Source organism: Streptomyces caelestis (assembly GCF_001279005.1).
Classification (GTDB): Bacteria; Actinomycetota; Actinomycetes; order Streptomycetales; family Streptomycetaceae; genus Streptomyces; species Streptomyces heliomycini.
Window position 1 is genome coordinate 1 of record NZ_LGCN01000254.1, and the last position, 17,744, is coordinate 17,744.

Consider the following 17,744-nt stretch of genomic DNA (forward strand, 5'->3'; position numbering starts at 1 on the left):
CCCCCGCCCCGACTCCGGGCACACCCGCCCCGCAACCCACGGCCGCACTCCCGGGCGGCGCCCCCGGCACGGGTTCGCGACCCACCCCCATCCCGGCTCCGGGCACACTCGCCCCAGCCCCGGGCGCGCCCGTGCCGAGCTTCCCGGGCGCGGCCTCCGAGGGCGCCCGTAGCGGGCCGGCCCTCGTCGGTCCCCGCGCAGCACTCGTCACCGGCACGCCGGAACGCGACGCACCCCGCCCCGGCGTCACCGGGCGCGCCCGGCGCCGGGCCCCGAGGACCCCCGCCCCCGGTGGCACCCCCTCGCTGCGGCGGCTGATCGGCGAGGACCTCCGGGCCGTCCTCGACCGCGATCCGTCCTGCTCCGGCCGGCTGGAGGCGCTGCTGCACGCCGGCTGGCAGGGCCTGGCCCTGCACCGGCTGGCCCACCGCCACTACGCGAACGGACGCCGGCTGCGGGCCGCCGTCCTCACCCGCCTGGCCCGGCTGCTGACCGGCATGGAGATCCACGCCGGCGCCCGCATCGGCCGGCGCGCCTTCATCGACCACGGGTTCGGCGTCGTCATCGGCGAGACCGCGGTCGTCGGCGACGACGTGACGCTGTACCACGGCGTCACCCTCGGCTCGCGCGGCTGGCTGCGCGACAGCGACAGCGGCCGGCGCCGCCACCCCGTGGTGGGCGACGGGGTCCTCATCGGCACGGGCGCCTCCGTCCTGGGCCCGGTCACCGTCGGCGACGGCCGCAGCATCGCCGCCCACTCCCTGGTCCTGCGCGACCTGCCCGCGACGCCCCGCCCCAAATCCGGTCACGCAGCGCGGAGATGACGAACTCCGTTTCGATTTCTCCGTACCCCCGCCGCCCTCGGGGATGCTGCACCTGAACCGCACACCCGCACACCCGCACACTGCCCGACCGGACGCAACGGAGAGTGACCCACGTGCTCAGCAGACGCTCCCTCATACGGGCCTCGGCCGGTTCCACCGCGGCGGTCGCCCTCACCGCCACCACCGGCGGCTTCGTCCTCGCCGCCGGCGCCGCGGTGCCCTGGAGCACTCTGCGGGACGGTCTCGCCGGCCGTCTCGTCCTGCCCGACGACGCCGGCTACGACACCGCCCGGCAGCTCCAGCTCGCCCAGTTCGACGCCGTCCACCCGCAGGCCGTCGCCTACTGCGCCACCGACGCCGACGTCGCCGCCTGCGTCCGCTTCGCCCAGGACAACGGCCTGGCCACCGCCGTCCGCAGCGGCGGCCACAGCGCCGCCGGCTACTCCACGAGCCCCGGCCTGGTCATCGACGTCTCCCGCCTCGACGGCGTCCGCGTCGGCGGCTCCACCGTCCACCTCGGCGCCGGCAGCCAGGGCGTCGACGTCGTCAACGCCCTCTCCCCGTACGGCATCCAGGTCGCCGGCGGCACCTGCCCCACCGTCGCCATGGGCGGCTGGATCCAGGGCGGCGGCCTGGGCTACACCTCCCGCGCGTACGGCATGGGCTCCGACCGCCTCGTCTCCGCCCGCGTCGTCCTCGCCGACGGCCGCACCGTACGCGCCTCCGCCACCTCTCACCCCGACCTGTTCTGGGCGCTGCGCGGGGGCGGCGGCGGCAACTTCGGCATCGTCACCGCCTACGAGGTACGGCCCGTGCGGATCCCGGTCCTGACCCTCTTCAACCTCAACTTCCGCTACTCCGACGCCGTCCAGGTGATCCTCGCCTGGCAGGACTGGATGGCGTCCGCACCCCGCGAACTCGCCTGCGAACTGATGTTCCTGCACTCCACCGACGCCCCCGCCGGCACGGAGCCCAACGTCGTCCTCACCGGCGGCTACCACGGCGCCAAGAGCGACTGCGACCGCCTCCTGGACCGGCTCACCACCGCGGTCGGCCACCCCGGCACCAACCGCACCAGCAGCGAACTCCCCTACACCCAGGCGATGATGCAGGTGTACGGCTGCGGCGACACGACCGTCGACGCGTGCCACCGCGTCGGCTTCACCCCCGAGGCCCAGCTCCCCCGCGACTCCCACACCACCCAGCGCAACCTGTTCTTCGACCGGCCCTGGACCCCCGCCACCGCCCAGGCCGCCCTGGACGCCTTCATCGCGGACCCCGCCCCCGGCCAGTTCCGCTTCCTCGGCCTGTTCCCCTACGGCGGCCGCATCAACGAGGTGTCCCCCACCGCCACCGCGTTCGTCCACCGCGACGCGGTGCTCAACGCCGGCTACGCCGTCACCCTGCCCACCGCCGACCCCGCCGCGGGCGACCGCGACCGGGCCCAGGCCTGGGTGGACAAGGCCCACACCACCCTGGACCCCCAGTCCAACCACCGCTCGTACCAGAACTACATGGACCCGGCCCTCACCACCTGGCGCCAGGCCTACTACGGCGACAACTACGCCCGCCTGCGGACCGTCAAGCGGGCCTACGACCCCGACCGCTTCTTCCGCTTCGCCCAAGCCGTCGACTGACCCGCCCCGCCACGGCCCGCCTCCGACCGAAGGACCCACCGTGACCAGCACCGGCGACCGCGTACGCGACGTCATCATCATCGGCTCCGGCCCCGCCGGCTACACCGCAGCCCTCTACACCGCCCGCGCCCAACTGACCCCGCTGGTCTTCGCCGGCTCCCTCCTCGTCGGCGGCGCCCTCACCACCACCACGGAGGTGGAGAACTTCCCCGGCTTCCCCGAGGGGGTCATGGGCCCCGACCTGATGGACCGCATGCGCGAACAGGCCGAACGGTTCGGCGCCGAGATCGTCGACGACGACATCACCGCGGTGGACCTCACCGGTGACATCAAGACCGTCACCGACTCCACCGGCGCCGAGCACCACGCCCGCACCGTGATCGTCGCCACCGGCTCGCAGCACCGCAAGCTGGGACTGCCCCGCGAGGACGCGCTCTCCGGCCGCGGCGTCTCCTCCTGCGCCACCTGCGACGGCTTCTTCTTCAAGGACCGGGACATCGCGGTCGTGGGCGGCGGCGACACCGCGATGGAGGAGGCCACCTTCCTCACCCGCTTCGCCGCGTCCGTGACGGTCGTCCACCGGCGCGACGCCCTGCGCGCCTCCAAGGTCATGCAGGAACGTGCCTTCGGCAACCCGAAGATATCCTTCGCCTGGAACAGCGAGGTCGCCGAGATCCACGGCGAGGACCGCCTCACCTCCCTGACCCTGCGCGACACCGTCACCGGCGAGGAGCGCCCCCTCCCGGTCACGGGCCTCTTCGTGGCCATCGGCCACGACCCCCGCACCGACCTGTTCAAGGGCCAGCTGGCCCTCGACGACGCCGGCTACATCGAGGTCGCCTCCCCCACCACCCGCACCGGCGTCCCCGGCGTCTTCGCCGCGGGCGACGCGGTCGACCACACCTACCGCCAGGCCGTCACGGCCGCCGCCACGGGCTGCGCGGCGGCCCTGGACGCGGAACGCCACCTCGCGGACAACCCCAGGATCGGACTCTGCTGAGGACCCGCGGCCGACCCGTGATCCGCCGTGCACCGTGGCGTGCCGTCGGACCGCCCGGCCTCACCTCGGGTGCCGGTCCAGGAACCGGCAGCCGTCCTCCGGCCCGAACCACGGGGTGCCGGTGCGCCCGCCCGGATCGGCGTGCGGCGTCCTCGGCCCCGACCTGAGGCCGGGCCGGGCCGAGGGCCTGCTCGTCGTTCGTTCTCACGGCGGCGGACCGGTCCCCGGTCCCGCGGCGCGGGCGTAGCGGGCGGCGAGGTCCGCGAACGCCGTGGCCAGTTGCGGTGGGCCGACGACTTCGATGTCGGTGTCGAAGTGGCCGAGGGCGGTGGCGAGTCCGGTCCAGGACCAGGAGCCGAGGGTGAGCCGGCAGTGGTGGGGGCCGAGCTCCTCGACGATTCCGTCCCGGGCGAAGGGGGCGACGTCGGCGGCCGGAAGGTGGAGGACGACCTCGCCTCGGCAGGGCCAGTCGGTGGTCGTGCCGTCGTTGCCGCGGAACCGGCCGGTGATGAACGTGGAGACGTCGCCGCCGGGCAGTTCGCGCGGGGTGAAGCGAGGGCCGGCGGGTGTGCGGAGCCGGATGCGGTCGACGCGGAAGGTGCGCCAGTCCTCGCGGTCGAGGTCCCAGGCCACGAGGTACCAGCGATGGCGCCAGGTGACCAGGTGGTGGGGTTGTACGCGGCGGGGGGCGCCGGCCGAGGTGCCCGGGCCCGGAGTGTGGTCGAGACGCAGTTCCTGGCGGGCGTGGAGGACGCGACTGAGCTCCATCAGGACCTGAGGGTCCACCTCGGGAGTGTCGCCGGCCTCGGGCGGCCGGACGGCGGTGACGCGCAACAGGTCGATGCGGTGGCGCAGATGGGGTGGCATGACTTGGCGGAGGGTGGCCAGGGCCCGGGCGGCGTCCTCGGCGACGGCGGTGCCGGTGGCCGCGGTCCGCAGCGCGACGGCCAGGGCGACGGCCTGGCCGTCGTCGAACAGGAGAGGTGGCATACGGGTGCCGGCCTCCAGCCGGTAACCGCCGGCCGGCCCTTTGACGGTGGTGATCGGGTAACCGAGGTCGCGCAGCCGGTCGATGTCGCGGCGCACGGTGCGCGAGGTGACGTCCAGACGCCCGGCGAGATCCTCGCCGGACCAGTCACGGTGGGTCTGGAGCAGCGAGAGGAGCGCGAGCAGCCGGGAGGACGTCTTCTGCATGGGATCCATGATCCCCGCAGTAGAGGACACATCCTGTCCGGTACTCCTGACACGGTGGCGTACAAGCCGCTCAGGAGACATCACCCCTGGTCACGGCGGTCGCCACCCGGACCGGCCGGGACGGCGGCGCATGCGTCACATCGAGGCAAGGAGCAAGCCCGTGTCCGTCACGACCACCACTCACCTGAACTTCCGGGGCGCCGCACGCGAGGCGCTGGACTTCTACCGGTCCGTCTTCGGCGGACGCACCGTCGCGGTCACCTACAAGGACGCGGGCGCCGTGCAGAACGAGAGCGAGGCGGACTGGGTGATGTGGGGCGAGGTGGCCGGCGACAACGGCTTCCACGTCATGGCCTACGACGTGCCCTCGCAGCTGCCCTGGAACCAGGGCGAGAACCCGTTCTTCGTCTCCGTACGCGGTGACGACGCCGAGGAGATCGGCGCCCTGTGGGGCAGGCTCGCCGAGGGCTCGGCCGTCGTGCGTCCGCTGGAGCCCGCACCGTGGGCGCCGCTGTACGGCATGCTCACCGACCGCTTCGGCGTCACCTGGGTCCTGGACGTCACCGCCCCGTACAACGGCTGAACCGGACGTCCCGACAGGAACCGCACCGTCCGGGCCACCGCGGCGACACGCGCGGCCCGGACGGCGCGGGCACCGAACACGTACGACAACGGAAGGAAACAGGTCACCGTGCGCATGCGGAAGCCGGAACGGACCGGCACCGACGCCCGCCCTCCGGACGCCTCCTGCCCACCCCTCTCCCCCACCCGCACGCACCTGCGCCGACGCCCGCCCCACGACCGAGCCGCAGCCTGAGCACGCCATGACCATCCTCGACAACCGCGCCCTCAACCGCGCCACCCTCGCCCGCCAGCACCTGCTCACGCGCACCGACACCCCCGTGCCCGAGGCGGTGGCCCACCTGTGCGGCCTGCAGGCGCAGGAACCCCAGGAGCCCTTCATCGGCCTGTGGTCCCGGCTGGCCGGCTTCGAACCCGGACGACTGGACGACGCGCTGACCGGCCGCACGGTGGTGCGCACCCACCTGATGCGCCGCACCGTCCACCTCGTCACCGCGGGCGACGCGCTCGCCTGGCGGGCCCGCCACGACACCATGCTCCGGCAACGCGTACGCGGCACCTACCGAAACGAACTGGCCGGCATCGACATGGACGAGGTCGCCGCCGCAGGCCGCGCGGTGACGGCCGACCGGCAACCCCGCACCATGCGCGAACTCGTGCAGGCCCTCGAAGACCGCTGGCCCGGCCCACCACGCCGCGTCCTGGGCGAGCTGCTCGTCGCAGCCCTCGTCCCCATGGCCCAACTCCCGCCCCGCGGCCTGTGGCAGCAGCGGGCAGGCGTGCGCAACCTGCCGTTGGCCATCTGGCTGGAACGGGACATCGACCCCCTGCCCACCGGGGACGGCGATCCCGTCGGGCAGCGGCTGCTGCGCCGCTACCTCGCCGCCTACGGGCCCGCCGCCGGCGCGGACCTGCGCGCCTGGTGCGGCCTCACCGGTCTTCCCGCCGCCGTCAAGGCCTGCCGGGAAGAACTCGTCGTCTTCCGCGACGAACGCGGCCGCGAACTGCTCGACCTGCCCGACGCACCCCGCCCCCACCCCGACACCCCGGCCCCCGTCCGGTTCCTCCCGGCCTTCGACAACGCCGTCCTCGGCTACCACGACCGCAGCCGCATCATCGACGCCCCCCACCTCGGTCTGTCCGTGGCAGGCCACCGTACGGTCCTCGTCGACGGACGCGTCACCGCCACCTGGACCGTGCGCGACCACCGGCTTCACATCAGCCCCCTCCGCCCCCTCACCGCCCCGGAACAGGAAGCCGTCCACGCCGAAGCCCAGGACCTGGCCACCTTCCTGGACGAAGGCATCGAGGACGTCCGGCTCGGCACCGAGGACTGACGCTCGCGCCGCCCGGTCCCCGACGCGACGGGACCGTCCGCGAAGGAACCGGGACGCGGCGGTCGCGGCCGGGCCACAGGGCCTGGGTCTCCTCGACGCGCAGGCAGTCGGGCTCCGGCCCTCCCCTCCTCCGGCGCCTCCGGCCAGGGCCCGGACCACCGCCCACACCGCACGCCGTCCGCCGTCACCGGGCCGGTTCCGACATCCGCGCGCACCTGGGGCACACCTCGCCCTCCGCCGCCACGGGCACCCCGCACATCCCCCGGTCCCCCTGGCACTCGTACGCGCGGCGGATCACGGGGTCCGCACCGGCGACGTGCCGCCGCGGGGCCGGCGGCGCCTCCCGGGCGTCCTCCCACGCGCGGCGGGGACCGGGCACCGGAGAGACCAGGGCGTCACTCAGCCGCTTCGCGAGGACGGCGCTCACGTCCTTCCGCAGCGGCGTGGGGAGCGGGCGGGCCAGCAGCTCCCACAGGACCTCGTCCTTCCAGCCGAGACGGAACAGTTCGTCGACGACCAGGCCCTGGTCGCGCAGTGGCTTGCCGGTGAGCATCAACGTCGGGTGGGCGTCGCCGAGCGACTGGAGGAACCGCACGCCCTCGGTCAACGCGATCACCACCTCGGGCGGCTTCTTCCCGTCCGTCCTTCCCTCCTTCCGAGGCTCGGGGCGGGAACCTACGGAGGGACGGACGGTTCCCTGAGGTTTCTCTGGTGGGTCACTGACGGTTAGTGGCTCATCTTGACCCGAGGTCGGGCTCAAGTTGAACCCGACCTCGGGCTCATCTTGAACCGGGGTCGGGCTCAAGTTGAGCCCAGGGTCGGGCTCATCTTGAGCCATCAGCTGGTCAGAGGGGGTGCCGGGGTTATCCACAGGGTCGGGCTCATCTTGAGCCGTCAGCTGGTCGGCGCCCTGCACGGCACCCTTCGCCGTCTTCTTCCTCCCGCGCCGTCCTCGACCTCTAGTCCCACGGCCGTCACCCGCCCCCCGGCCGGGGGGCGTCGTCGCGTCCGGGCCGACAGGGGGTCTCCGGTACGGTCCGGGCACCGGTTGCGGGAAGCCCTTCGAACGAGGGCAGCCCGATGCCCGAGAGCACCAGGGTCACCTCGGCGAACCGCCGCTGTTCGGCCGAGCACTCCGCGCACCGTCCGAGATGCTCCGAGATGCCGGCGTCCGGCCGGCCGTGCCGGTCCCCGGCGAGGGCCAGGACGGCCAGTTCTTCCCTGGTCTGTTCGCAGTTCACCCTGTCTCCTTCGGACCGTGCTGCGGCTGCCACGGTTGGGAACGTCCTCACCACCGCACCGGTTCACCCGCCGCTCCCGGTCCGCGTCACCGCCCCGGCCGTCGTGGTCGGTGTCCGGCGCGCGGATGGGTCCGGAGGTCCGGACGACACCTGCCGGAAAATCTCCGCGCGGTGTGAACGGACCCCCGCCTGGCAGCGTTCTCGAGGTGAGTGCACCGGACTGCCCCGGGGCAGCTCTCCCCACGCCCGCCCCGAGACCCCCTGGCGGCACGGGCACTCCCCGCGCCGGGAACCGGGCGGGGCCGACCGCACGGCGGGTCTCCGCCGCCGGGGTCCCCTTCGCGTCGCGCCGCCGGTGTCGGGCGGCAACGGTCACCGGGCCAGCAGGACCGCAGCGAGCGCCAGTACTCCGGGGAGTGCCTGCGCCGCCAGGATGCGCCGGTTGGCGGTGAGACCGCCGTACACGCCGGCGACGACCACGCAGACGAGGAAGAAGACCTGAACCCGGAACCCGGTCGGATCCCCCGCGGTCGTTCCCCAGACCAGGCCCGCCGCCAGGAAACCGTTGTAGAGGCCCTGGTTGGCGGCCAGCGGCGCGGTGGCCCGGGCCAGGGACGTGTCGAAGCCGGAGAGCGCGCGGCCCGGCTTCCTCTCCCACAGGAACATCTCCAGGACCAGGAAGTAGACGTGCAGCGCGGCCACCAGGCCGGTCAGCACGTTCGCGGTCGTCTCCATCGGTGTGCGTACTCCTCGGAGTGCGTGGGCGGGGGCCGGGCCGTTCTTCGATCGCCGTGCGCCGGGACGGGACGGCCCCGGCGCACGGCGATCGATCCGGATCCGGCGGGTCAGTGGATCAGTGGATCTGCAGGACGTACAGCGGGACGTCGAGGTTCTCGATGTCGCGGATCGAGGACCACTTGCCCATGGCCCTGATCTCGTTGCCCAGCCACACGTGGATGTTGTTGTTGCCGGACGTGATGCGCTCGACGTCGGCGAGGGCGGGGGTGATGGTGCCCGCGTTGGCGAAGCACTTGGTGTCGGCGCCGCCGTTGTACCAGACCTTCACGAAGTCCGTCCGGTCACCGCAGTCGGTCTGGTTGATCGCGGCCGCCGGGGAGGCGGGCAGCAGGAGCGTCATCGCCGCCGCGGTGGCAGCGGTGAGCGAGAGGCGCTGAATGAAACGCTTCTTCATGAGTGGGAGAACTTTCCTTCTGTGAGATGCCGTGCCGTGGGAGCGGGGCGTGCGGCCGGGAGAGCCGCAGCCGTCACCGCTCGGGCCGGCCGGACGCGTGTGCGTCCCACTGGGCCTACGACGAGCGGAGATCTCCGGTTCACCGTGCGGGCGATCTCGGCCGCGTTGCAGGGAATGGACCTGTCAACCTCCCCTCGGCGCGCGGGAATCGGACGACGGTGTCCTCACCGCTCCGCACACCTGCGCCGTCCACCCCGCCCAGGGGATCGCGCACCGCCTTCCCGACGGGCGGCTCTTCGTCGACCTGTACGGCTTCCACCCGGTCCGCGGACGGCGACCGCTCTCCCCCATGGCGCGGACAAGGCGCGGCGGCCACCCGCGACAAGGAGACGACAAGGTTTGGCCAAGGCCTTCCGGAGAGTGTGGCCCCATGCTGCCGCCCTCGGGCGGCAGCCACGCCACAGCACCACCGGAAGAAGATTGGTCACCCCCATGAACGGGACTTCGGAGGCGGGAACCGCCGCCCCCGCCCCGGGCCGGACCCCCACCCGGCACCCCCTGTCGGACGTCGACCACGACACCTTCGTCCGCACGGTCTACGACCGGTACGGCCCCCTGCTCCTGCGGTATGCGGCACGGCTGCTGGACGGGGACTGGCACAAGGCGGAGGACGTCCTCCAGGAGACGACGGCCCGGGCCTGGAAGCACGCCCCCTACCTGGGCACGCGCGACGAACTCGTCCGGCCGTGGCTCTTCACCGTGGTCAGGAACCTCGTCATCGACCACCACCGCTCCCGGCGGCTCCGGCCGCTGGAACTGATGCCGGTCGAGGAGCTCGACACCCCCCGGGAGACCTCGGAGAACCTGCTCACCCTCCATGTGGTGCTGGAGGCGCTGCAGGAGCTGACGGAGCAGCAGCGGACCGTCATCAGGCTGATGTACTACCTGGAGTGCAGTGTGGCCCAGACGGCCGAGCACCTCGGCATCCCTCCCGGCACCGTCAAGAGCCGCGCCTTCTACGCCCTCCGGGCACTGCGCAAGGCGTTGGAGGAGCGGGGAGTGGTCGGCAGGTGACGGCATGGTGCCGGATCCGCCGTCACCGCACCGTCCGTGTCGCGGGGCGTCCCGGCACACCGTCACGCGCGGGCCGTTCCCGCGCCCGTCCGTCACCGGTGCTCGTGAACCGGTGCGCGAGGCTTCTCGCAGGGAAGCGGTGACGTCAAGGTGCACAAGGGACCTTGACCGCCCGTCAGCCCCGCTGGAGGGTGGCGGCGGCAGCCGGCAGGGCGGCCGGACCGGGCCGCTGCTCCGCCGGCCGCGTCTTCGCCCGGGCGACCGCCGTCCGGGCGGTGTGGGCACGGGACGGGGGCATGTCGGCGAGCAGTGCGCCGCGGACGAGTTCGCAGGAGAAGGCGTACGCGTCCGACAGCGACGGGCCGCCGGCCCGCTCCCAGGTCATCAGCCCGGCGTCGGCGGCGTCCTCCAGTGCCCGCAGGACGACGGTGAAGGGCAACGCGCAGGCGCGTGCCAGGAACCGCGCCTCGACCGGGCCGGACAGGACCGCCGCCTCCACGACGCGCCGGGCGTCGGGCGACAGCGCGGCCAGCCGCGCGCGGACCTCGCAGCGGACCGCGTGCGGCACGCGTACCGGGGTGCCGGCGGGGAGGCCGTCCGACGCCCCGATGACCTCGGTCAGGTAGAAGGCGTTGCCCCCGGTCAGGGCATGCAGCCCGGCCGCCTCGGCGGACGGCGGGAAGAAGCCGTGGGGCGGGTGCGAGCCGCTCGGGCGCCACATGTGCGCCGCACCCGGCCCGTCGCCCGGGCCGGCTCCTCCGTCCACGTCCACGGCGCCGCCGGTTCGCGGACTCCCCGCCCGGTCCGTGTCCCTCGCCCGCAGCAGCTCCTCGACGTCGGCGATGTCGAGCGGCCCCACCTCGATGAGCCCGGCCCCGCTCCGGGCCAGTCGAGCCTGGAACGCGGCGACCGCGGGGTCGCGGACCTCCGTGACCGCGCACACCACCATGAGCGGGACCTCGCCCGGCAGGTCCGCGTGGACCGCCAGCGCCTCCAGGTCCTCGGGCGGTGCGTTCTGGACGCCGTCGACGAGGCACAGGACGGGCTCCGTGTGCCGGGCCGCCCCGCCCGGTACGGCCCATGGCTCCCGCAGGAGGCGCAGGGCCGCGCCGCCGCCGTACCCGGCCGCGCCCTGCGGCGCCGTGCGCCGCGGGTACCGGTCGTGCACCACGACCGATCCACGGGCGCGCGCCCTGCGGCCGAACTCCCGCAGCAGCCACGTCTTCCCGGTGCCGGTGGCGCCGTGCAGCACGGCCCATACCGTACGGCCCGTTCCCGCCCTGGCGAACAGTTCCCCCAGGGCGGAGAGCTGGCGGCCCCGGCTGGTCGGAACCGGGGCAGGGGCAGGAGCAGGGACAGCGAGGCGCCGGACCGTGCCGGGCGTGCCGTCGGCCGGCTCCTGGCGCAGCAACGCCAGATGGGTCCGCCGCAGCAGGGGCCCGGGATCGGCTCCGAGGGTGTCCGCCAAGGTGCGGCGCACCGTCTCGTACCGCTGGAGCGCCTCCGCGGTACGGCCGTCCGCCTGCAGGGCCCGCAGCAGCGTCACCCAGGACGTCTCGCGCAGCGGGTTCTCGCCGACGAGTTCCATACAGGTCGATATCGCCTGTTCGAGGCGGCCCTCGCCGAGCAGCAGCCGGGCCCGCAGGTCCCGGGCCGACCAGTGCAGTTCGGTCAGCCGGTCGGCTTCCTGCCGGGCGAAGGAGTGCGCCTGTGCGTCGGCGTAGGGCTGCCCCCGCCACCGTGCCAGGGCCCGTTCGACCGTCCGGAGCGCACGGTCGGTACGGCCTTCATCGGCCAGGCGGTGACCGTGCTCGACGGCCTCCTCGAACAGGACGGCGTCCCGGCGGTCGGGGGCGGCCCGCAGGACGTATCCGGCGGAGGTGCTGGCCAGGAGCGGCGACGTCCGCCCCGCGGTGGGCTCCTCCAGCACGGACCGAAGCCGGCTGATGTGCGCGTGCACCGAGGAGGCGGCTGAGGCGGGCGGTCTGCCGTTCCACAGGTCGTCGCAGATGCGCCCCACGCTCACGGGACGGCAGTCCTCCATGAGTAGCCGCAGCAGCAGGGCCCGGCGCTGCGGCGGGCCGAGGTCGATGTGCCCGCGGTCGCCCCGCACCTCCAGCGGGCCGAGCACGCCGAAGAACGGGGCGGACGGGCCCCCGTCGTCGCACCGGGGCCCGTCGTGGCGGACGGCGGCGAAGGCGAGGGGCTCGGCGGTACGGGACACGGCAGACTCCTTCCGGCGGGGTGACGGCTCAAGGCGGTGGCGGAGACGGCGTCGACACCGGCGGGAAGGAGGGGGCCGCCGGCCGCACCGGGAATCCGCTCCGGCCGTGCGGGCCGCTCCTCCCCGTCCCAGGCGCCCCGGTGCCGGACCGAGCCGGTTCCGGGGCCTGGTGACGGGTCAGCGGGTGACGTCGAACGTGGCGGCGCGGGGCAGGAACGTGGTGTCGCCGTCCTTGGCCGTCGCGAGCACCGACACGTGCCAGGTGCCTTCCGCGAGGTCGGCGGCGTCCTGCCGGGTCACCTTCAGGGTGTAGGCGCAGCGGGACGTCCGGTCCGAGGTGCTGCGGCAGTCGGCCTTGTCCACGTACCGCATCTCCGGCTCGGTGGGGTCGAGTGCGGAGCTCGCCGGCCAGGCGATGACCCTGGTCTCGCGGATGCCGGAGTCGTCGCTCACGTCCGCGGTGTAGGAGAGCGTGCCCGCCTTCAGCTGGGAGGGGGCGAGATAGCGGGCGGAGCCGTTCTCCACGGTCGGCCGTACGGCGGTGGAGGCCATGGCGTAGCCGCCGACGGCGAGGGCGCCGAGGGCGCCGAGGGCGATGACGGACGGGACGAGAACGCGCTTGGACATGAGGGTTCCCCCTGTGGGTGAGTGGAGTGTCGAGGTGCGGGAGAGCGAGGAGAACCGGTGGTCGACCGGCCGCTTTCCCGATGTGATCGAGCCTATGGCCGGGAACAGGGGGTGATCCTCACGCCGCGGAAGGATCATCGTGTGGAACCGCGGGTGCAGCGTCTGCACCCCAGGTAAGAGAACGGGGTCCACCTCGAGCCCGAGGACAGCCCCTCACCCGCGGCCCTCGCCCCCCTTTCCCACGAAGCCGGACACGACGTCCTGGCCACGGAAAACGCTCGGGGCGGCCGGACAACTCCGGCCGCCCCGAGCTCGAACTCCGCTTGCCCCTAGGCGGCCGGAGCGATGATCACAGCCGTTCCGTAGGCGCAGACCTCGGTACCGACGTCCTGGGCCGTCGTGACGTCGAAACGCGTGGCGAGCACGGCGTTCGCACCGCGGGCCCTGGCGGCCTCGACCAGCCGTTCCGTCGCCTCGTTCCGGGTCTGCACCAGCGTCTTGGTCAGGCCCTTCAGCTCACCGCCGATCACCGACTTCAGTCCCGCGCCGAGCTGGGAGCCCAGGTTGCGGGAACGGACCGTCAGCCCGAACACCTCCCCGATGACCTGCTTCACCTCGTGCCCGGGCACTTCATTGGTGGTCACGACCAGAACGTCCGAGCCCTGCGCCGTGCCCCCGGTGTAGTCGTCAATGAGCATGGATCCGCCTTTGTGAGAGAAAGAAATGAACGATCGGACATCTGTCATCCGTCATCCGTCCCAACGACGTCGGCACGGTGCCGGTTCACCACTCCCCCGCCGGACCCGCGTGTCCACGCGGCCCGGTGGGAAGGGCGGCGACTACTTCCCGAGCCGCTCGTACACCGTGGAGGCCGTCATCAGGTGGCCGACGGCGTTGGGGTGGGCGGAGCCGGGCGTCCGCGGCAGCAGCGGGTTGATCCACTGCCCCGACGAAGGGCTGCACATGTCCCTGCCCCGGAACGCCGAAGAGGTGTCGACGTACTCGGCCTGCTTCGTGAGGGCCGCCAACTGCAGCATGATGTTCAGCCGGTTCGTGGTCCGGTGGAGCCAGGCGACGTCCCCCTCGGCCAGGGGCACGGAGGAACCGCAGGCGCTCCCGTCGGCGGGGAACGGGTTGGGGTATCCGACCACGACGACACGCGCGTCGGGGCTGCGCCGCTTGATGTCGGTGAGCATGTCGGGCAGACGTGTGTTCAGCTTGGCGAAGCCCGCGTCCACGTCCTTGGCCGCCTTGTCCCGGCAGGGAGTCCCCTCCCGGGTGGTGAGCCCGGCCAGGACGCACGTGGTGAGCACGTCGGAGAAGCCGAGGTCGTTGCCGCCGAGGGTGACGGTCACCAGGTCGGTGTCCCTGGTGAGGGCATTCACCTGCGGGGCGGCGGAGCCCTCCTGGTTCCACAGCGAGCGGGTGGTCGCGCCACTGCAGGTGACGTCCTTGAACACGGCCGGCTTGTACGTCTCGGCGATCCACCACGGGTAGCTGCCGACAGAACGACCGCACGCCGCGTTCGTCTGCTGGGCCAGACCGGTGCCGGCGGCGTAGGAGTCACCCAGGGCGACGTAGTTCTTGACGGATCCCTGTCCTGAGGCGCCGACCGCGATGGCCGGCGCGGCCCCGGCGGTCAGCAGTGAGGCGGTGGCCGCGGTGAGGGCGGCGGCCGTCGCCGCCCCCTTGCGGGCCCTGAAGAACGGGCGGGATCGGACCATGAAGTCCCCTTGATGTGGAAGAAACCGTACGGATCAGCGGTGTGCCCTTCCGCGCGTGGCGCGTGGGCCCACCGTTCGCCTGAACGACGGCGGAACCGACCCGGTTCACCTCGGCTCCCCACCCTGGAGACGTGGTGACTCACCGTGTGAGGCGAGCCGGTCCGTCGGGGTCCTCGAAAAGAGGGCAGCGTGGCTGAGACCGGGACGGGGCTGCGGGAGACATACGCGCGCCCGGTCGTTCGGGCGCCTGCACCGTCGTGGCTGACTTTCTGTGGTGCGGGTTCCTTCAGGGCAGGGAGTGCTCCAGGCCCGGATCGAGGCGACTGCGTGGAGGGGCGAAGCGCCCTGGCGCCACAGTCGCTCACCCACAGGGTCGTTGATGACGACGTCGAACAGATGACTCTCGAGATCAGCCACAGGAAGCGCAAGCAGACATGGACCCGCACTTATAGAGAAGAGAGAGGATCACATTTCCGCAGGTCAGAGGGTGTGACGGGGCCTCAGGACATGACTCCGAAGTCATGTTCGACGCGCGCAACGCGCAGACGGGTCGCGTCGTTGCCATCCCCTTGTGATCCGGGCTTGGGCACCTGCCGGGGGAGTGACCACCGAATCCGGATACCGCGAACCACGACCACAGACGGCCTGCGGTACCTGCTCGGCGCCTTCCAACTGCCCTCCCTGTACGACCTCAGCCCCGACCAGTCCGCCACGACGGTGGCCAGGCCGACATGCCAGGCGCGCGTGTGCCACCTCAGCCACAGATCACTCCAGCCACGCTTCCTGTCGTTGCCTTCGCCCGGCCACCCCTGACCCGTACGGGGAAGACGGCAGGCAGTCGACACGCCCGAGGACCAGCGCTTGCGCCGGCCCGCAGGGCCTGCTGGAGACTCGCGAGCCCGACGTCCTTCATGCATGAAGAACTCGCAGCCTTCAACGCGGCCCTGACCTGCAAAAACACTCACAATGATCCGACTGGGGAAGCGGCATACCCGATCCTGGGATCGTCTTTGACGACTCACGGATCGGGTTGACCCGATCCTGGGAGCGGGATGACCCGATCCCCGAAGCGGATCGATCCGACTCGGGGATCGGATCAGGTACCTATGAGCACACTGCTCGTGTGGCACACCGATCCGACTCTGCAGCGGGATCACTTAGCAATGTGGTAATGCTCTTCCTGGTAAGTGATCTGTTTCCCGAGCCTGATCGCTTACCGGCCCCATACCGACTTGCAGGGACGGCCCTCACATGGCAGAACAGGCGCGAAAGATCCTCGCCCTGGTCGATCAGGACACAGGCGAGTTCGAAGAGGTGTACCGCGCCAACTACGCCTTCGACGGGGCTCACATCAACGTGGGCATCCGCAAGGGCCGGGAGCTGGCTTCGGCCGCCTCAGGCCTGACCGACCGGGAGTTCCGGGTTCTCGTCTGGTACTGGTTCGCCACGGAGACGAGCGAGGAAGCCATCATGCGTACGGGTGCGGATATCGCGGCAGAACTCGGCATGAGCCCGGATGCTCTGTCGAGAGTGGTGAAGGTCCTCAAGCAGGCTCGGCTGCTGGTCGAGGCTGGCGGGCTCGGGCGGACCACCTTCTACAGGTGCACGCCCTACCTCGCCTTCATCGGTACTGGCTTCGCCCACCGTGAAGCCGTGAAGGACTGGAACCCGCCAGAGACCAGGGTGCGCGAGCCCCGTGACCGCCGGCGTCGGAAGAAGGGCGAGGCCTGATGAGGATTCACGACGCGGAAGACGTCCAGTACCTGCTCAGGAAGACCGGGCGCGTCCTCAGTCCCAACCAGCGGATCGTCGTCATGCTCTACGCATCCTCGGAGCAGCGGCCCGACGGAACGGTGATGATCAAGGCCAGCGAGCTGGCCGCCACCGTAGGGATGACACCGCCGGTGCTCTCTCGCACCCGCAAGGAGCTGCTTGAGGCCGGCTGGCTGGAGATCACCGGCAGCGTGGGAAGCGTCAAGCACTATCGGCTCGCCCCGGCCCTGTTCGAGGACCGCGGCCCGGCCGGACGCCACCTGCGGGCTGTCGGCAGCTGAAGGGTGGTGCAGCGCGGTGAAGCGACCCGACTCCAGAGTCGGGTCGCTTCACGGTGGGGGAACATATGAGCTGCGACTGCGGATCCCGTACGCCCAGGTGTGCAGTGGCCGGCCTTCGACGTTCCCGCTCTCCCTCACCCGGGATCCACCTCTCAATGCTCCAGTCCGGTTTCGCGGTCTGTTCGGCGGGTTCGTCGGTGGATCGTCGCCGGTAGTGGCTGTGCCGGGTTGTTGCCTGGTGGTGTCTGCGCCGGGTGGACCAGTGCGGCAGCCCGGTCGCTGACAGGGCCGGCGGGGTGAAGACGGCGGGGAGGGCGGTCAGGAAGGTCAGGGCGAGCATGGCGAGGGTGATGTGCCGGCACCACGGAAGACCTTGACACCCGCGTCATACCGCCGCCTTCGCGCCGGACGACCGGCACCGCACCGCCTGCGGGAGGACGCGACGGCGTCGGCGATTATCACGGCGTGATAATCCGGCCCGTGACATCGCCCCGGTGATTCCGCCCAGGGGGGCGGCAGAGGGAGACCGTTGGCTGAGGCGCCGCTGCCCGGGCGAGGTGCGGGTGGCCCGTCGTGGAGACGCCGTCGGGCAGGCCGCCCACCGCGGGGCGAGCAGCCCCGATCCGCGAGAGTGCGTCAGGCCACCACGCCGGCGGTTCCCGAGCGTCTGCTGGGGACGCCGACGATCGTCATCACGATCCGCTCGCGGACGTCCTCGCCGAGTACGCCGACCAGCAACGCGCGATCGCCGCTCGGCCCGCGCCCCGGCGCATCGGTGTGGCGCAAGGCACTGGCTCCCCTGCCACCGGATCAGCGGCGGATGCTCGTCGACACGCTGCTCGCGTACGAAGTCGCAGTCGGTGGAGGGGAACAGGACGGAGGCGAACCCCGCCCGAGGGAACGCACGGTCAGGGCACCGCATGCTCGCGGAACCCGGCGTCAGCGTGCGAACTTCTCCCTGGCCGCCGGGGTGACGGGGGTGAAGAAGTTGACGAGGTTGCCGTCGGGGTCACGGAACAGCAGCGACCGGTTGC

Annotated in this window: 18 protein-coding genes and 1 pseudogene; 8 read left to right on the forward strand and 11 right to left on the reverse strand. The window is 72.3% G+C overall.

Going from position 1 to position 17,744, the window contains the following annotated elements; all coding sequences use genetic code 11:
* Positions 1-131: 131 nt before the first annotated feature.
* From epsC to trxB, 3 genes are all read left to right on the forward strand, one after another.
* Positions 132-824 carry a serine O-acetyltransferase EpsC gene (gene epsC, locus ADK41_RS35240; RefSeq protein WP_234319187.1) on the forward strand — a complete coding sequence of 231 codons (693 nt, stop codon included), beginning with the start codon at positions 132-134 and terminating at the stop codon, positions 822-824.
* Between the two features lie 113 nt (positions 825-937).
* Positions 938-2,461 (forward strand): FAD-binding oxidoreductase, encoded by a 1,524-nt coding sequence (locus ADK41_RS35245; protein WP_030836968.1) that lies wholly within the window; start codon positions 938-940, stop codon positions 2,459-2,461.
* A 40-nt stretch (positions 2,462-2,501) separates the two neighbouring features.
* On the forward strand, positions 2,502-3,461 hold the full coding sequence (gene trxB, locus ADK41_RS35250) for a thioredoxin-disulfide reductase (protein ID WP_030836971.1): 960 nt from the start codon (positions 2,502-2,504) through the stop codon (positions 3,459-3,461).
* A 204-nt stretch (positions 3,462-3,665) separates the two neighbouring features.
* Here the strand turns inward: trxB and ADK41_RS35255 are convergent, their stop codons facing one another.
* Positions 3,666-4,655: a helix-turn-helix transcriptional regulator gene (locus ADK41_RS35255; protein WP_106979628.1), complete on the reverse strand. Its 990-nt coding sequence runs from the start codon at positions 4,653-4,655 to the stop codon at positions 3,666-3,668.
* A gap of 160 nt (positions 4,656-4,815) precedes the next feature.
* On the opposite strand from ADK41_RS35255, the gene ADK41_RS35260 reads away from it, so the two are divergent.
* Together ADK41_RS35260 and ADK41_RS35265 are read left to right on the forward strand one after the other, a co-directional pair.
* Positions 4,816-5,238, forward strand: a complete 423-nt coding sequence (locus ADK41_RS35260; protein WP_030836977.1) for a VOC family protein — start codon at positions 4,816-4,818, stop codon at positions 5,236-5,238.
* 241 nt (positions 5,239-5,479) lie between these two features.
* The gene (locus ADK41_RS35265; protein WP_030836980.1) at positions 5,480-6,574 is read left to right on the forward strand and encodes a winged helix DNA-binding domain-containing protein; all 1,095 of its coding nucleotides are present in this window, start codon (positions 5,480-5,482) and stop codon (positions 6,572-6,574) included.
* A gap of 184 nt (positions 6,575-6,758) precedes the next feature.
* Here ADK41_RS35265 and ADK41_RS35270 read toward each other — a convergent pair whose 3' ends face one another.
* From ADK41_RS35270 to ADK41_RS35285, 4 genes are all read right to left on the reverse strand, one after another.
* Positions 6,759-7,193, reverse strand: a complete 435-nt coding sequence (locus ADK41_RS35270; RefSeq protein WP_030836983.1) for a hypothetical protein — start codon at positions 7,191-7,193, stop codon at positions 6,759-6,761.
* 355 nt (positions 7,194-7,548) lie between these two features.
* Positions 7,549-7,815, reverse strand: coding sequence for a hypothetical protein (locus tag ADK41_RS35275; protein ID WP_030836986.1), 267 nt, complete (start codon positions 7,813-7,815; stop codon positions 7,549-7,551).
* 372 nt (positions 7,816-8,187) lie between these two features.
* Positions 8,188-8,550: a DUF1304 domain-containing protein gene (locus ADK41_RS35280; protein WP_030836989.1), complete on the reverse strand. Its 363-nt coding sequence runs from the start codon at positions 8,548-8,550 to the stop codon at positions 8,188-8,190.
* A 118-nt stretch (positions 8,551-8,668) separates the two neighbouring features.
* Complete coding sequence (locus ADK41_RS35285; protein WP_051843694.1) at positions 8,669-9,007, reverse strand: beta/gamma crystallin domain-containing protein; 339 nt, start codon at positions 9,005-9,007, stop codon at positions 8,669-8,671.
* A gap of 492 nt (positions 9,008-9,499) precedes the next feature.
* Here ADK41_RS35285 and ADK41_RS35290 point away from each other — a divergent pair, with 492 nt between their 5' ends.
* Positions 9,500-10,081: a sigma-70 family RNA polymerase sigma factor gene (locus ADK41_RS35290; RefSeq protein WP_030836994.1), complete on the forward strand. Its 582-nt coding sequence runs from the start codon at positions 9,500-9,502 to the stop codon at positions 10,079-10,081.
* A 175-nt stretch (positions 10,082-10,256) separates the two neighbouring features.
* Here the strand turns inward: ADK41_RS35290 and ADK41_RS35295 are convergent, their stop codons facing one another.
* From ADK41_RS35295 to ADK41_RS35310, 4 genes are all read right to left on the reverse strand, one after another.
* Positions 10,257-12,305 carry a BTAD domain-containing putative transcriptional regulator gene (locus tag ADK41_RS35295; protein WP_037805331.1) on the reverse strand — a complete coding sequence of 683 codons (2,049 nt, stop codon included), beginning with the start codon at positions 12,303-12,305 and terminating at the stop codon, positions 10,257-10,259.
* 177 nt (positions 12,306-12,482) lie between these two features.
* Positions 12,483-12,932, reverse strand: coding sequence for a DUF5707 domain-containing protein (locus ADK41_RS35300; protein WP_030837000.1), 450 nt, complete (start codon positions 12,930-12,932; stop codon positions 12,483-12,485).
* Positions 12,933-13,261: 329 nt separating this feature from the next.
* Positions 13,262-13,630: a YbjQ family protein gene (locus ADK41_RS35305; protein WP_030837002.1), complete on the reverse strand. Its 369-nt coding sequence runs from the start codon at positions 13,628-13,630 to the stop codon at positions 13,262-13,264.
* Positions 13,631-13,771: 141 nt separating this feature from the next.
* The gene (locus ADK41_RS35310; protein ID WP_030837005.1) at positions 13,772-14,656 is read right to left on the reverse strand and encodes an SGNH/GDSL hydrolase family protein; all 885 of its coding nucleotides are present in this window, start codon (positions 14,654-14,656) and stop codon (positions 13,772-13,774) included.
* A 1,251-nt stretch (positions 14,657-15,907) separates the two neighbouring features.
* On the opposite strand from ADK41_RS35310, the gene ADK41_RS35315 reads away from it, so the two are divergent.
* Both ADK41_RS35315 and ADK41_RS35320 read left to right on the forward strand, forming a co-directional pair.
* Positions 15,908-16,387, forward strand: coding sequence for a MarR family transcriptional regulator (locus tag ADK41_RS35315; RefSeq protein ID WP_030837007.1), 480 nt, complete (start codon positions 15,908-15,910; stop codon positions 16,385-16,387).
* On the forward strand, positions 16,387-16,710 hold the full coding sequence (locus ADK41_RS35320; protein WP_063756635.1) for a winged helix-turn-helix domain-containing protein: 324 nt from the start codon (positions 16,387-16,389) through the stop codon (positions 16,708-16,710). Before ADK41_RS35315 ends, ADK41_RS35320 begins: the two co-directional genes overlap by 1 nt.
* Positions 16,711-17,346: 636 nt before the next feature.
* Here ADK41_RS35320 and ADK41_RS41905 read toward each other — a convergent pair.
* The gene (locus ADK41_RS41905) at positions 17,347-17,496 is read right to left on the reverse strand and encodes a hypothetical protein (RefSeq protein WP_158717737.1); all 150 of its coding nucleotides are present in this window, start codon (positions 17,494-17,496) and stop codon (positions 17,347-17,349) included.
* Between the two features lie 153 nt (positions 17,497-17,649).
* Positions 17,650-17,744, reverse strand: a pseudogene (locus tag ADK41_RS43705) (VOC family protein); the annotation flags it as partial.